Source organism: Pseudomonas sp. NFPP24, from assembly GCF_900112095.1.
In the GTDB taxonomy this organism is placed as follows: domain Bacteria; phylum Pseudomonadota; class Gammaproteobacteria; order Pseudomonadales; family Pseudomonadaceae; genus Aquipseudomonas; species Aquipseudomonas extremorientalis.
This window is the reverse complement of record NZ_FOKD01000002.1, coordinates 20,891-35,841: the sequence shown is the minus strand read 5'-3', so window position 1 is coordinate 35,841 and position 14,951 is coordinate 20,891. Positions and strand designations below refer to the sequence as shown.

The 14,951-nt window shown below is 54.3% G+C and carries 14 protein-coding genes; all 14 read left to right on the top strand.

Translation table 11 applies throughout. The annotated features are described in order from the left end of the window. The first annotated feature begins 146 nt into the window (after positions 1–146). On the top strand, positions 147–1,232 hold the full coding sequence (gene serC, locus BM026_RS03775) for a 3-phosphoserine/phosphohydroxythreonine transaminase (RefSeq protein ID WP_093527396.1): 1,086 nt from the start codon (positions 147–149) through the stop codon (positions 1,230–1,232). Then, entirely contained in the window at positions 1,232–2,326 is a 1,095-nt protein-coding gene (pheA, locus tag BM026_RS03770; protein WP_003172650.1) for a prephenate dehydratase, read from the top strand. The genes serC and pheA overlap by 1 nt, the downstream gene beginning before the upstream one ends. 9 nt (positions 2,327–2,335) lie before the next feature. Then, positions 2,336–3,448, top strand: a complete 1,113-nt coding sequence (hisC, locus tag BM026_RS03765; RefSeq protein ID WP_093527394.1) for a histidinol-phosphate transaminase — start codon at positions 2,336–2,338, stop codon at positions 3,446–3,448. A gap of 28 nt (positions 3,449–3,476) precedes the next feature. Then, complete coding sequence (locus BM026_RS03760) at positions 3,477–5,687, top strand: bifunctional prephenate dehydrogenase/3-phosphoshikimate 1-carboxyvinyltransferase (RefSeq protein ID WP_256575498.1); 2,211 nt, start codon at positions 3,477–3,479, stop codon at positions 5,685–5,687. Beyond that, on the top strand, positions 5,684–6,373 hold the full coding sequence (gene cmk, locus BM026_RS03755; protein ID WP_003172653.1) for a (d)CMP kinase: 690 nt from the start codon (positions 5,684–5,686) through the stop codon (positions 6,371–6,373). Before BM026_RS03760 ends, cmk begins: the two co-directional genes overlap by 4 nt. 119 nt (positions 6,374–6,492) lie before the next feature. Further along, positions 6,493–8,184 carry a 30S ribosomal protein S1 gene (rpsA, locus tag BM026_RS03750; protein WP_071489067.1) on the top strand — a complete coding sequence of 564 codons (1,692 nt, stop codon included), beginning with the start codon at positions 6,493–6,495 and terminating at the stop codon, positions 8,182–8,184. A 162-nt stretch (positions 8,185–8,346) separates the two neighbouring features. Next, positions 8,347–8,631: a hypothetical protein gene (locus BM026_RS03745; protein ID WP_071489068.1), complete on the top strand. Its 285-nt coding sequence runs from the start codon at positions 8,347–8,349 to the stop codon at positions 8,629–8,631. A gap of 132 nt (positions 8,632–8,763) precedes the next feature. Further along, positions 8,764–9,060, top strand: coding sequence for an integration host factor subunit beta (gene ihfB / locus BM026_RS03740; RefSeq protein WP_003189779.1), 297 nt, complete (start codon positions 8,764–8,766; stop codon positions 9,058–9,060). Between the two features lie 24 nt (positions 9,061–9,084). Next, entirely contained in the window at positions 9,085–9,327 is a 243-nt protein-coding gene (locus BM026_RS03735) for a lipopolysaccharide assembly protein LapA domain-containing protein (protein WP_092247552.1), read from the top strand. Between the two features lie 429 nt (positions 9,328–9,756). Continuing rightward, positions 9,757–11,106: a Wzz/FepE/Etk N-terminal domain-containing protein gene (locus BM026_RS03730; protein ID WP_093527390.1), complete on the top strand. Its 1,350-nt coding sequence runs from the start codon at positions 9,757–9,759 to the stop codon at positions 11,104–11,106. Between the two features lie 572 nt (positions 11,107–11,678). Further along, positions 11,679–12,083, top strand: a complete 405-nt coding sequence (locus BM026_RS03725; protein WP_093527388.1) for a sugar 3,4-ketoisomerase — start codon at positions 11,679–11,681, stop codon at positions 12,081–12,083. Then, entirely contained in the window at positions 12,076–12,540 is a 465-nt protein-coding gene (locus BM026_RS03720) for an acyltransferase (RefSeq protein WP_093527386.1), read from the top strand. Before BM026_RS03725 ends, BM026_RS03720 begins: the two co-directional genes overlap by 8 nt. Then, positions 12,537–13,664 carry a DegT/DnrJ/EryC1/StrS family aminotransferase gene (locus BM026_RS03715; RefSeq protein WP_093527384.1) on the top strand — a complete coding sequence of 376 codons (1,128 nt, stop codon included), beginning with the start codon at positions 12,537–12,539 and terminating at the stop codon, positions 13,662–13,664. The genes BM026_RS03720 and BM026_RS03715 overlap by 4 nt, the downstream gene beginning before the upstream one ends. After that, complete coding sequence (locus BM026_RS03710; RefSeq protein ID WP_092247566.1) at positions 13,664–14,938, top strand: O-antigen translocase; 1,275 nt, start codon at positions 13,664–13,666, stop codon at positions 14,936–14,938. Before BM026_RS03715 ends, BM026_RS03710 begins: the two co-directional genes overlap by 1 nt. Positions 14,939–14,951: the final 13 nt, after the last annotated feature.

Sequence of the window (14,951 nt, the reverse complement as noted above, 5' to 3'; positions counted from 1 at the left end):
GCTTGCCTGCGATGGCATCACCACGGTATCACTGACTTACCGAGGCGCCTGTATCGCAGGCAAGCCAGCTTCCACAACGGTCCGCTCCGGAAGCGGAGCGTTGCCGAACATGATTGCAGCCCCACCAGATCAGAGTGAGATTGGATGTGAGCAAGAGAGCCTATAACTTCTGTGCCGGTCCCGCGGCGCTTCCTGAAGCAGTCCTGCAGCGTGCGCAGGGTGAACTCCTCGACTGGCATGGAAAAGGCCTCTCCGTGATGGAAATGAGCCATCGCAGCGATGAGTTCGTGTCCATCGCCACCAAGGCCGAGCAGGATCTGCGCGACTTGCTGGACATCCCTTCCAACTACAAAGTGCTATTCCTGCAGGGCGGCGCCAGCCAGCAATTCGCCCAGATCCCGCTGAACCTGCTGCCGGAAGACGGCACTGCCGACTATATCGACACTGGTATCTGGGGCCAGAAGGCCATTGAAGAGGCTTCCCGTTACGGTCACGTCAATGTGGCGGGCACCGCCAAGCCTTACGACTATTTCGCCATTCCGGGTCAGAACGAGTGGAAGTTGTCGAAGGACGCTGCCTACGTGCACTACGTGGCCAACGAAACCATTGGCGGCCTGGAGTTCGATTGGGTGCCGGAAGTGGGCGACGTGCCGCTGGTGTGCGACATGTCCTCGGACATCCTCTCGCGCCCGATCGATGTGTCGAAGTACGGCATGATCTACGCTGGCGCGCAGAAGAACATCGGCCCGAGCGGCATCCTGGTCAACATCATCCGCGAAGACCTGCTGGGCCGTGCCCGTTCGCTGTGCCCGACCATGCTCAACTATAAGGTCGCGGCGGATAACGGCTCGATGTACAACACCCCGCCGGCGTTCGCCTGGTACCTGTCCGGCCTGGTCTTCGAGTGGCTGAAAGAGCAGGGCGGTGTCGCTGCGATGGGCAAGCTCAACGAAGAGAAGAAGCGCGTCTTGTACGACTTCATCGACGCCAGCGGCCTGTACAGCAACCCGATCAACCTGACCGACCGCTCGTGGATGAACGTGCCGTTCCGCCTGGCTGACGACCGCCTGGACAAGCCGTTCCTGGCCGGTGCCGACGCGCGTGGCCTGCTGAACCTCAAGGGTCACCGCTCGGTGGGTGGCATGCGCGCCTCCATCTACAACGCCGTCGACATCCACGCGATCAACGCGCTGGTTGCCTACATGGCAGAGTTCGAAAAGGAACACGGCTAATGTCTGAGCAAGAACTCAAGGCCCTGCGTGTACGCATCGACAGCCTGGACGAGAAAGTTCTGGAGCTGATCAGTGAGCGCGCGCGGTGCGCCCAGGAAGTGGCAAGGGTGAAGATGGCGTCCCTGGCCGAAGGCGAAGTGCCGGTGTTCTATCGGCCCGAGCGTGAAGCCCAGGTGCTCAAGCGTGTGATGGAGCGCAACAAGGGCCCGCTGGGCAACGAAGAGATGGCGCGGTTGTTCCGTGAAATCATGTCCTCGTGCCTGGCGCTGGAGCAGCCGCTGAAAGTGGCCTACCTCGGCCCGGAAGGCACCTTTACCCAGGCGGCGGCCATGAAGCACTTCGGCCACGCGGTGATCAGCAAGCCAATGGCGGCGATCGACGAAGTGTTCCGTGAAGTGGCGGCCGGTGCGGTGAACTTTGGCGTGGTGCCGGTGGAAAACTCCACCGAAGGCGCGGTCAACCACACGCTGGACAGCTTCCTCGAGCACGACATGGTGATCTGTGGCGAAGTCGAGCTGCGCATCCACCACCACCTGCTGGTGGGTGAGAACACCAAGACCGACAGCATCAGTCGCATCTACTCCCACGCCCAGTCGCTGGCCCAGTGCCGCAAGTGGCTGGATGCGCATTACCCGAATGTCGAGCGCGTGGCGGTCTCCAGCAACGCCGAAGCCGCCAAGCGGGTCAAGGGTGAGTGGAATTCGGCAGCCATCGCTGGCGATATGGCGGCGGGTCTGTACGGCCTGACGCGCCTGGCCGAGAAAATCGAGGACCGCCCGGACAACTCCACGCGCTTCCTGATGATCGGCAGCCAGGAAGTACCGCCGACCGGTGACGACAAGACCTCCATCATCGTGTCCATGAGCAACAAGCCCGGCGCACTGCATGAGCTGCTGGTGCCGTTCCACGACAACGGGATTGACCTGACGCGCATCGAGACTCGTCCTTCGCGCAGCGGTAAATGGACTTATGTGTTCTTTATCGACTTCATCGGCCATCACCGCGACCCACTGGTCAAGGGCGTGCTCGAGAAAATCAGTCAGGAAGCCGTGGCACTCAAGGTGCTGGGCTCTTACCCGAAAGCGGTTTTGTGAGGCTTTAACATGAGTGGCAACTTCCTCGCCCTGGCGCAGCCGGGCGTGCAACAACTGTCGCCTTACGTTCCGGGCAAGCCTGTGGACGAGCTGGCGCGTGAGTTGAACCTGGATCCTTCGAAAATCGTCAAGCTGGCGAGCAACGAGAACCCGCTGGGCCCTAGCCCCAAAGTCCTGGCGGCGATCCGTGAAGAGCTGGCTGAGCTGACCCGGTATCCGGACGGCAACGGCTTCGCGCTCAAGTCGTTGCTGGCGGAAAAATGCCGCGTCGAGCTGAACCAGGTGACCCTGGGCAACGGTTCCAACGACATTCTCGAGCTGGTCGGCCGTGCCTACCTGGCGCCGGGCTTGAACGCTGTGTTCAGTGAGCACGCCTTCGCGGTCTATCCGATCGTGACCCAGGCCGTCGGTGCCGATGCGCGCATCATTCCGGCGAAGGATTGGGGCCATGACCTGCCGGCCATGCTGGCAGCCATCGATGCCCGGACCCGCGTGGTGTTCATCGCCAACCCGAACAACCCGACCGGCACCTGGTTCGACGCCCAGGCGCTGAACGACTTCCTGCAAGACGTGCCCGAGCACGTGCTGGTGGTGCTGGACGAGGCCTACATCGAGTACGCCGAAGGCAGCGACCTGCCGAACGGCCTCGATTTCCTGGCCGCGTACCCGAACCTGCTGGTGTCGCGCACCTTCTCCAAGGCTTACGGCCTGGCATCGCTGCGCGTGGGCTACGCCCTGTCCACTGCGGTGGTTGCCGATGTGCTGAACCGCGTGCGCCAGCCGTTCAACGTCAACAGCCTGGCCCTGGCCGCGGCCTGTGCGGCGGTGAAGGATACCGAGTACCTGGAGCAAGGTCGTCGTATCAACGAAAGCGGCATGCTGCAGTTGCAGGAAGGCTTCCGCGAGCTGGGCCTGGGCTGGGTTCCGTCCAAGGGTAATTTCATCTGCGTCGACCTCGGTCAGGTGGCCGCTCCGGTATTCCAGGGCTTGTTGCGTGAAGGTGTGATCGTGCGTCCGGTGGCCAACTACGGCATGCCGAATCACCTGCGCATCACCATCGGTCTGCCGGCTGAAAACAGTCGCTTCCTGGAGGCGCTGGCCAAGGTTCTGGCTCGTGGTTGATGTCACTGCATTGCAACCTGCTGTGCCTATGATCGGTCGCCTGGTGGTGGTCGGCCTGGGGTTGATCGGCGGCTCCTTCGCCAAAGGCCTGCGTGAAAGCGGGCTGTGTGGCGAAGTGGTCGGTGTGGACCTGGACCCGCAATCGCGCCAGTTGGCGGTCGAGTTGGGCGTGGTGGATCGCTGTGAAGCGGACCTGGCGCTCGCCTGCCGGGGCGCGGATGTGATCCAGCTGGCCGTGCCGATCCTGGCCATGGAGAAATTGCTCGCCGTGTTGGCGGGTATGGACCTGGGCCAGGCGATTCTGACGGACGTCGGCAGTGCCAAGGGTAATGTGGTGCGCGCGGCGCAGCAGGCGTTTGGTGGCATGCCGACGCGCTTCGTGCCGGGTCATCCGATTGCCGGTTCGGAGCAAAGCGGGGTGGAGGCGTCGAATGCGCAGCTGTTCCGTCGACACAAAGTGATCCTGACGCCGCTTGCGCAAACCGATCCGGCGGCGCTGGCGGTGGTCGATCGCCTGTGGCGCGAGTTGGGTGCGGATGTCGAGCACATGCAGGTCGAGCGTCACGACGAAGTGCTGGCCGCGACCAGCCATCTGCCGCATTTGCTGGCGTTTGGCCTGGTGGATTCTTTGGCCAAGCGCAACGAGAACCTCGAGATTTTCCGTTACGCCGCCGGTGGCTTCCGCGACTTCACGCGGATTGCCGGCAGCGACCCGGTGATGTGGCACGACATCTTCCTCGCCAATCGCGAAGCGGTGTTGCGCACCCTGGACACCTTCCGCAGCGACCTCGACGCCTTGCGCGATGCGGTCGACGCCGGGGATGGCCATCAATTATTGGGCGTGTTCACCCGTGCGCGGGTGGCGCGTGAGCATTTCAGCAAGATCCTGGCGCGCCGGGCGTATATGGAAACCGCTGTGAACGCTGATGACCTGACCTTCCTCGCCAGCCCGGGCGGCCGCTTGAGCGGAAGCATTCGGGTGCCGGGCGACAAGTCGATTTCCCATCGGTCGATCATGCTCGGTTCGTTGGCTGAGGGTGTGACGGAAGTCGAAGGTTTCCTTGAAGGCGAGGACGCCCTGGCGACTTTGCAGGCGTTTCGCGACATGGGCGTGGTGATTGAAGGGCCGCACCATGGGCGCGTGACCATCCACGGCGTGGGGCTGCATGGTTTGAAGCCCGCACCGGGGCCGATCTATCTCGGAAACTCGGGCACCTCCATGCGCCTGCTGTCCGGTTTGCTGGCTGCGCAGAGCTTCGACAGCGTGCTGACGGGCGACGCTTCCCTGTCCAAGCGTCCGATGAACCGCGTGGCCAAGCCGTTGCGGGAAATGGGTGCGGTGATCGAGACCGGCCCGGAAGGGCGTCCGCCCCTGACTATCCGGGGGGGGCAGGTGCTCAAAGGTTTCGATTATTCGATGCCGATGGCCAGTGCGCAGGTTAAATCCTGCCTGTTGCTGGCCGGGCTTTACGCCGAGGGCAAGACCTCGGTGACCGAGCCTGCGCCGACCCGTGATCATACCGAGCGCATGTTGCGCGGTTTTGGTTATCCGGTTGATGTGGTGGGGGCTAAAGCGTCGGTTGAGTCGGGCCATGCGCTGGCTGCGGCGCATATTGAAGTGCCGGGGGATATTTCCTCTTCGGCGTTTTTCCTGGTGGCGGCTTCGATTGCCGAAGGCTCCGAGTTGTTGCTGGAGCACGTGGGTGTCAACCCGACCCGCACCGGCGTGATCGACATTCTGCGGCTGATGGGGGCGGACATTACCTTGGAAAATCCGCGTGAAGTGGGTGGCGAGCCGGTGGCTGACCTGCGTGTACGTGCCGCGGCGTTGAAAGGTATTGAAATTCCCGAGGCACTGGTGCCTTTGGCGATCGACGAGTTCCCGGTGCTGTTCGTTGCGGCGGCCTGTGCCGAAGGGCGGACCGTGTTGCGCGGCGCTGAAGAGCTGCGCGTGAAGGAGTCCGACCGTATTCAGGTCATGGCCGATGGTCTGCTGGCACTGGGCGTGACGTGTGAACCGACGCCTGATGGGATTATCATTGACGGTGGCCCGATGGGTGGCGGTGACGTACATGCCCATGGCGATCACCGGATTGCCATGGCATTCAGCGTGGCTTCCCTACGGGCGGCGGCGCCGATTCGTATCCGTGACTGCGCCAATGTTGCTACGTCTTTTCCGAACTTTCTTACACTGTGTGCCCAAGTCGGCATCCGTGTTGCCCAAGAGGCTCAATTGTGAATATCAAAGCACCGGTGATTACCATCGACGGGCCAAGCGGCTCGGGCAAAGGCACGATCGCCGGCATCCTGGCCAAGCGCCTGGGCTGGTGCCTGCTGGATTCCGGCGCGCTGTACCGCCTGCTGGCATTCGCCGCACGCAACCATGGCGTCGACCTGACCAACGAGGAATCCCTGAAGTTGCTGGCGGCGCACCTCGATGTACAGTTCGTCGGCGCGACGGAAGGGCATCCCCAGCGCATCATCCTTGAAGGGGACGATGTGACCGATGACCTGCGCAATGAGCAAGTTGGCTCCTGGGCCTCCCAGGTTGCCGCGCTGCCAGCGGTGCGGGACGCATTGTTGCAGCGCCAGCGGGCTTTCCAGGAGCCGCCGGGCCTGGTGGCCGATGGCCGCGATATGGGAACCGTGGTGTTTCCCGAGGCGCCATTGAAGATTTTCCTGACCGCCAGCGCCGAGGAGCGGGCTCGCCGCCGCTACTTGCAGTTGAAGGGCAAAGTCGATGGTGTTAGTCTGTCGAGTCTGCTAGATGAGATCCGTGCACGCGATGAGCGTGATACCCAGCGCGCAGTAGCCCCGCTCAAGCCGGCGGCTGATGCCATACAGCTGGATTCCACGGAGCTGTCCATCGAGCAGGTGCTGGAACGCATCTTGAGCGAGATCGCCATTCGCGATATCGCAGGGTGACCAAGAAGGCCGCAGGGGACCAGTCATAGTCCTGTGGTGCTTCTTTTAATTGAAACTGACCCACACCGTCTGGGGTGTGGAGATGGGCGTATTCTTCGCCCTTATCAACAGGAATTAAAATGAGCGAAAGCTTTGCGGAACTCTTTGAAGAAAGCCTAAAAACCCTGAACCTTCAGGCAGGCTCCATCATCACCGGTGTTATCGTTGATATCGATTACCAAGCTCGCTGGGTAACCGTTCACGCTGGTCTGAAGTCTGAAGCTCTGATCCCGCTGGAACAGTTCTACAACGATGCTGGTGATCTGACAATCAATGTCGGTGACGAAGTTCACGTTGCTCTGGACTCGGTTGAAGACGGTTTCGGTGAAACCAAGCTGTCCCGTGAAAAAGCCAAGCGCGCTGAATGCTGGATTGTTCTCGAAGCAGCCTTCGCAGCTGAAGAAGTGGTCAAGGGCGTTATCAACGGTAAGGTTAAAGGCGGCTTCACTGTCGACGTTAACGGCATCCGTGCGTTCCTGCCAGGTTCTTTGGTCGACGTTCGTCCAGTGCGCGACACCACGCACCTGGAAGGCAAAGAACTCGAATTCAAGGTCATCAAGCTCGACCAGAAGCGCAACAACGTTGTCGTTTCCCGTCGCAGCGTCCTGGAAGCAGAGAACTCCGCCGAGCGTGAAGCTCTGCTGGAATCCCTGCAGGAAGGCCAACAAGTCAAAGGTATCGTCAAAAACCTCACCGACTACGGCGCATTCGTCGACCTGGGTGGCGTGGATGGCCTGCTGCACATTACCGACATGGCTTGGAAGCGTATCAAGCATCCTTCCGAAATCGTCAATGTTGGCGACGAGATCGATGTCAAGGTTCTGAAATACGATCGCGAGCGCAACCGTGTTTCCCTGGGCCTGAAGCAACTGGGTGAAGATCCATGGGTTGCTATCAAAGCCCGTTACCCAGAAGGCACTCGCGTAACCGCGCGTGTTACCAACCTGACCGACTACGGCTGCTTCGCTGAGCTGGAAGAAGGCGTGGAAGGCCTGGTACACGTTTCCGAAATGGACTGGACCAACAAGAACATTCATCCTTCGAAAGTCGTACAAGTCGGCGACGAAGTGGAAGTTATGGTTCTGGACATCGACGAAGAGCGTCGTCGTATCTCCCTGGGCATCAAGCAGTGCAAATCTAACCCATGGGAAGATTTCTCTGGCCAGTTCAACAAGGGCGATAAAATCTCCGGCACCATCAAGTCGATCACCGATTTCGGTATCTTCATTGGTCTGGACGGCGGCATCGACGGCCTGGTTCACCTGTCCGACATCTCCTGGAACGAAGTGGGCGAAGAAGCTGTTCGTCGTTTCAAGAAGGGCGACGAGCTGGACACCGTTATCCTGTCGGTTGACCCAGAGCGCGAGCGTATCTCCCTGGGTATCAAGCAACTGGAAAGCGACCCGTTCTCTGAGTACGTTCAGGACAACGACAAAGGCGCAATCGTTAAAGGCATCGTGAAGGAAGTTGACGCTAAAGGCGCCATCATCACTCTGGCCGACGATATCGAAGCGACTCTGAAAGCCTCCGAAATCAGCCGTGACCGCGTTGAAGACGCGCGTAACGTTCTGAAAGAAGGCCAGGAAGTAGAAGCCAAGATCATCAGCGTTGACCGCAAGAGCCGTGTAATCCAGCTCTCCATCAAGTCGAAAGACGATGCTGAAGAGAAAGAAGCCATCCAGAGCTTGAAAGACAAGCCTTCGGATAGCATCGCTGCTGGTCCTACCACTCTGGGCGACCTGTTGCGTGCACAAATGGAAAAACAGAACTAAGTTCTGTCAGACCATAAAAAAGGGCGACTTCGGTCGCCCTTTTTTGTGCCTGAAATTCGTTGAATCAACAACCTAGAACCAAGGCATACAGCTCAGTGTCAGAACTCACTATAGTCTTAAGAAAAATGCGGTTCTTGTGTTGTTGTTTCAGTAAGGATTTGAATGAACAGGCTTATCGTAATACTTGCAATGATAGTGCTCGCCGGTTGCTCCTCCACCAGCGCTAAAACCCACGCCAAGCGCGGCGTCAGCGGCATTGAGATCGATTGCTCGGGCCTTGGCAATCGCTGGGAGAAGTGCGAGAGGCGCGCTGCCCGTGAGTGTAAGATGCAGGGCTATAAGGTGATCACCAGGTCCAGCGACGCCAAGGACGAAGAGGGTGACTATCTGTTCGGTTGGAACCCTGCCGGCGCTGTAACCCGCACTATGCTGGTCATCTGTAATTGAGGTCGGAATACGCCTATAGCCGGTTGCCACCTATCCTGCGGATAAGTTGTTCGGTGGGCTGTTCAAATTCATCAAGTCATGCTAAAACCTTCGAAGCGCTTTTCCTAGCTGCTTGAAAAAGAAGGGAAAAATATGACGAAGTCGGAGTTGATCGAACGAATTGTCACCCATCAAGGGCTGCTCTCATCCAAGGATGTCGAGCTGGCTATCAAGACCATGCTTGAGCAAATGTCCCAGTGCCTGGCGACCGGGGATCGGATTGAGATCCGTGGGTTTGGGAGCTTTTCGCTTCACTATCGCGCACCGCGTGTGGGCCGTAATCCAAAAACCGGCCAGTCCGTCAGCCTCGACGGTAAGTTCGTACCTCACTTCAAGCCGGGCAAGGAATTGCGCGATCGGGTGAACGAAGAAGAGGAAGAAGGCGTCTGAGTGTTTTTGGGGTAGGAGAAGGTTATGCGCGGAGTTAAACGCGTTGTTGTGGTGCTGGCGGTGCTGGTGGTTTCGCTAGTGGTGTTGGCGTTTGTGCTGGAGAATCAGCAGGGCGTGTCTCTCTCGTTCCTAGGGATGGCGACTGGGCCGCTGCCGGTGTCGGTATTTGTGATCGTGGCGTTGATTCTCGGTATGCTGATAGGGCCGTTGTTAGGTGTGCTGGTGCGCACTAGGCGTCATGGGTCGGTCCCAGCAGGGCGCGCCTAGGGGGGGCTCTCTCTCTTTAGTAAACCGCGTGAGCGCACGTTTAGCAGCCGTTCGTCAGAAAACTGCCTTGATATGGCTCATCGGTTTCGCCTCTTTCCTGTAATGATGCGGTCATCCTCGAGTAGTTCCCATCCCCGGATTCATTGAGTTTAACTCGACAATTCGGAATTTCCTTTGCGCTTTCAGCTTTTTCAGACATGGCCTCTGGCGGGTTGATGTGCCTGTTTGGGAAAAATCTGACGGCTCTGTCAAGACTTGTAATATGTCAGAGAGATGGCAAAATGAAATCTGTTCTCGATAACGGGCATTTTGTGCGCTCAAAATTTGGCAGAGACGCTGGGTTTTGGCGGTCATATAACTAAGATAAAAAACACATGAAATAGTCTGCATAACGAGCCCGCAGTTTCTCTTTGAAGGCAGGTTTTTGTTGTGAGTAGTAATTTTCGTACCCCCCCAACTCCCCCTGCGGATGAAATTGACCTATACGCCATTTTCCTGTCTGTATGGCGGCAGAAGTTTATAGTCTGCACAGTAGCGTTGATCGTGACATTGCTTTCGGGTGTCTATGCCTTCACGATCACTCCTGAATATAAGGTATCTAGTATCCTGCGCCCTGCTGCCATTAATGAACTTGATGCTTTAAATCGATCAAAAATTTATGAGCTTTCGCCAAAGGACGCTCTGACTAAAGTTGGTGCTGCTCTGGAATCTTATGACACCCGGCTCAGCTTCTTTCGTGCCAATCAAAACATATTTCAATCATTCGAAAAACCAGGGCGGACGTTGGAGCAAAGTTTTGAAGAGTTTAATCGAAATTCATTCGTGATTGTTTTTCCGGATTCAAGTAAGAAAGATATTATAAGTTCTTATATAAAAGTTGAAATGAGTTACCCCGAGGGGGTTGATGGAGTGGCTATTCTCAATGGCTTTGTTAATTATGCTATATCAAGTGCGCGTGGTCAGGTAGCCGCAGATCTGGGTGTGATTGTAAGGAACCGTCTAGGCGAATTGGATGGAAGATTGGCTGCCGCACGATCCAGTTATGCAGGGAGAAAGGAGGCAGAAATTGCTTCGTTATCGGAGTCGGACTTCCTGAAAAAAGCTCAGCTTCAAGATGAGCTGAAGGCGCTTAGGGCTGAACTCAAGACCCGTCGGAATGATCGCATAGAACAGCTTGCTGAGGCGATTGGTATCGCCAAGTCTTTGAACATCCTAAGGCCTACGACACCTTCCTCTATGGAGGAGTCTCGGCGTAATACGGCATCGAGTGTCATGCGAACAGAAATTAATAGTCAGCAAACCCCGCTATACTTTATGGGGGTTGAGGCTCTGGAGGCAGAACGGCAAGTGCTGTTGCGACGCAAGTCCGATGACTTTAGCGAAGGGCGTGTTGCTCAGATTGCCAGAGAGCTTCAATTGCTTCAGTTCAATCGTCAAATTGAAATGCTAAACAGCCGTCAGAATGAAGATCTTTTTCTCGATGGTGTTGAGCCACTTAGAGCAGAAGCTGCGCGACTGCGGAATCTGAATGTCAATATGGACTTTTTGAAATTGGTGGTTTTAGATAAAGAGGCGTTGGAGCCTTTAGGTCCAGTTTCTCCAGATAAAACCATCATCGTTGCTTCAGGACTTCTTCTCGGAGTGATCCTTGGAGTAATCGCTGCTTTTATTTACACTCTAATTTCGAGGCGTCTTGTCGAAAAAGAATTACAAATTTTGCCTGGCGCAGCAGTTGCCGTTCCGCGGGCGTTCAGCCAAAACTACGAAAAGGTACAATGATGAGCTTGGTACAGGACTTCAAGGGTATTGTGGCTGAGATTGCCTCCTGATCGTTTTGGTCAAGAGCAGATCCAGTGGTCAGTGTCAGCGATTCCGAAAGTCAGCCAGTTTTACATTCATCTCCGGTTGGGCGAAGGGGGGGGGGCGTTCCCCCGCCCTAAGTAGAGCTTGCAGCAGCTGTCGTTTGATGATCGGGACTCAAGCAAATGCTTTGTCCACGGCTTTGAATAGCCGAAGTCATCGTATGGACTAGGTGACTACCTTTAGCTAGTTAAGCGATGATGCCCTTCACAGAGGTCGATACAAACTGAGCGGAACCTCTCTACTGGAAGGGCTGGCTCCCCAGCACCAAGAGCTGCGGTACTCGCCACGTGTCCTCAGCGACGCGACTACTGGTAAATCGACAGAGGGCAGCGGCAAGGAATTTTGTTTTGAGCCGACCCACTCATCGCTGCAAAAGAACATTGGTTTTTTGGCATGTGGGGTTTTTCGTGGTCTAATAATAAATATTTCCCTACGATCTGGCATCGTGCTGGCGAATTGACATGAAAGCTGCTTTGAGAGGGATCTAAATGAGTTTGGTAGACTTGGTCGACTTACAAGTTCTAGGCGATGAGCGTGGGCAGCTGGTAGTTTTAGAAGCGCAAAAAAATGTGCCGTTTGACATTAAACGCGTTTATTTTCTGATGGGAACACGCCCAGGGGTATCTCGCGGTTTTCACGCTCATCGAGAGTTACAGCAAGCAGCAATCTGTGTTTCGGGTCAGTGTCGTATGTTGATGAATAATGGCATAACCAGCGAGCAAGTTCTATTAAATAGCTCAAGTAAGGCAATATTTATCGATAAAATGATATGGCATGAAATGCATGATTTCTCATCAGATTGCGTTCTTTTAGTCCTGGCCAGTGATTATTATAATGAGCAGGACTATATTCGAGATTATTCAGAGTTTATAGGTCTTGTAAGTTATGCCTAAAATACATGAGCTTGCAGATGTAAAAAGTAGTGATATAGGCGTGGGTACACGTGTTTGGCAGTTTTGTGTTGTGCTTGAGGGCGCGAAGATTGGTAAAGGTTGCAACCTTTGCGCGCATACGCTAGTTGAAGGAGATGTAGTCATTGGTGATAACGTGACTCTGAAGTCTGGTGTCTTTTTGTGGGATGGCACTCGCATTGAAGATAATGTGTTTATCGGACCTAACGCAACTTTTACTAATGATTCGATGCCTCGTTCGAAAGTTTACCCGGGGAAATTTGTAGGTATTACGGTGAAGGTTGGTGCAAGCATCGGTGCTAATGCAACTATCTTGCCTGGCGTTACTATTGGGCGTTCCGCTATGGTCGGTGCAGGCGCCGTTGTGACGAAAGACGTGCCTGATTTCTCCGTGGTAGTCGGTAATCCAGCTAAAATAATTCGGTATCTAACGGTATGATCAAGTTTCTAGATCTGAAAACAATTAATCACGATATGCGGAGTGAGTTACTGGAGGCATGCGCCCGCGTAATTGACTCTGGCTGGTATATCGGTGGGGTTGAGTTGCAACGCTTTGAGCAAGAGTTCGCGGTATATTGCGGCGTTAAATTTTGTGTTGGAGTAGCTAACGGTTTAGACGCATTAAGCCTGACGTTACGGGCCTGGAAAGAACTGGGTCGCCTTAGGGATGGTGATGAAGTAATTGTTCCGGCAAACACTTACATAGCAAGTGTTCTCGCTATTACTGAAAACGGTCTCGTCCCAGTTTTGGTTGAACCAGACCCTGCGACATACAATTTAAATGTAAGCAATATTGAGAGCGCGATTACCCTGAGAACAAAGGTTTTGCTACCTGTACATCTTTATGGGTTACTTACAGATATGCCAGCTTTGCTTACAGTCGCAAAGAAACATGGGTTATTGGTGCTTGAGGATTCCGCGCAATCTCACGGGGCAACTCACCAGGGGAAGAAGGCGGGGGCTTGGGGGGATGCTTCAGGTTTTAGTTTTTACCCAGGAAAAAACTTAGGAGCCCTTGGAGATGCAGGGGCCATTACAACGAACGATGAAGAACTGGTTCAAGTGTTGCGTGCTCTTCGTAATTACGGATCTCATGAAAAATATCAGAATATATATCGAGGGGTAAATAGTCGTTTAGATGAACTACAGGCAGCGGTGCTGTCTGTGAAGCTAAAATATCTGGATGCGCAGACAGCACGGAGACGTGAGATTGTAGACGTATATTTACAAGGTATCAAAAACCCAAACCTAATTTTACCATTGCCAGTAGATAAATGCGTGCAGGAATTTGCAGAGCACGTCTGGCATTTATTCGTCATTCGAACCGCCCATCGCGATGAACTACAAAAACATCTTCAAGATAACGGAGTTCAAACACTCATTCATTACCCAGTTCCGATTCATAAGCAAAAAGCATATACCCATATGTCAGGATTATCATTGCCCATTACAGAGTTGATCCATGATGAAGTTTTGAGCCTCCCACTTGGCCCTACTTTAACCTTGGAAGAGGCGTGGAAAGTTGTGTCGGCCTGTAACAGCTTTCGGGTCGGCAGCATCTAATGACATTAATACGCACAGGCTTGTTGAATAGCATTGCCGTTGCTATAAAAATGCTGACACTTTTGGGGGTCAACAAGGTTCTTGCTATCTATGTTGGCCCAGGTGGATATGCAGCGCTTGGGCAATTTCAGAACGCTATCCAAATGATCACGACATTTGCAAGTGGTGCAGTTAATACTGGCGTCACAAAATATACTGCGGAGTATGTCGGGGATCACATATCGCAGCGCAAAGTATGGGGGACCGCAGGGACAATAGCGCTAATAGGGTCTTTGCTGAGCGCGTTTATCATCATTTTTTGTAACAAAACACTGTCGAGTTGGTTTTTGAGCAGCGAGGGGTATGGCGGAGTATTCATATGCTTTGCGGTCTCGCTTGTGTTTTTTTCGTTTAACGCACTATTGTTGGCTGTCCTAAATGGGCGGAAAGAAATAGCAACCTATGTGCTCGCTAATATAGCTGGAAGTATTTTTTCACTTGTAATCACCGCATTCATGGCTATGAACTTTGGCCTATATGGAGCTTTGATTGCCCTTGCAGTTTATCAATCTTTTGCTTTCGTTGTTACGCTGGCGCTGTGCTATAGAGCTCCTTGGTTTAGAGTTTCATATTTCTTCTCCGGTATTGACGCTGCCGTTGCCCTAAACTTGAGTAAATATGCGTTGATGGCGTTTACGTCGGCGGCCTGTGTTCCCGTAAGCCATATACTGGTTCGTGATTACCTTGGCGAAACGTTTGGTTTGCAGGCGGCTGGTTATTGGGAGGCAATGTGGCGTTTAAGTGCTGCGTACTTAATGCTCGTGACAACCACATTGAGTGTGTATTACCTGCCCCGGTTGTCTGAGCTTAAAGGCGCAAATGAAATCAGGAGTGAAATAGTACAAGGGTATCGAGTCATTTTGCCAATTGCTATTGTTAGTGCATTGATTATTTACCTGATGAGAGACTTTATCATTGTTACATTGTTCACCGGGGATTTTTCACCTATGCGTGAACTGTTTGCCTGGCAAATGCTTGGCGATACCTTGAAGATAGGGGGGTGGGTTTTGGCTTATCTTATGTTGGGTAAAGCCATGATGAAACTATTTATTTGCTCGGAAGTGATTTTTGCAGCTGGTTTTGTAGCATTTACATGGGGCTTTACCAAGATATATGGATTTCAAGGGGTCGCAATAGCACATGCTGTGAACTACTTTCTTTATTGGCTGGTTATGGCTTTTTTTATATGGCGTAAATTAGTTGATCGACAGGGTTTTACGGAAAATAAAAATTAGCTACTAGTCTAGT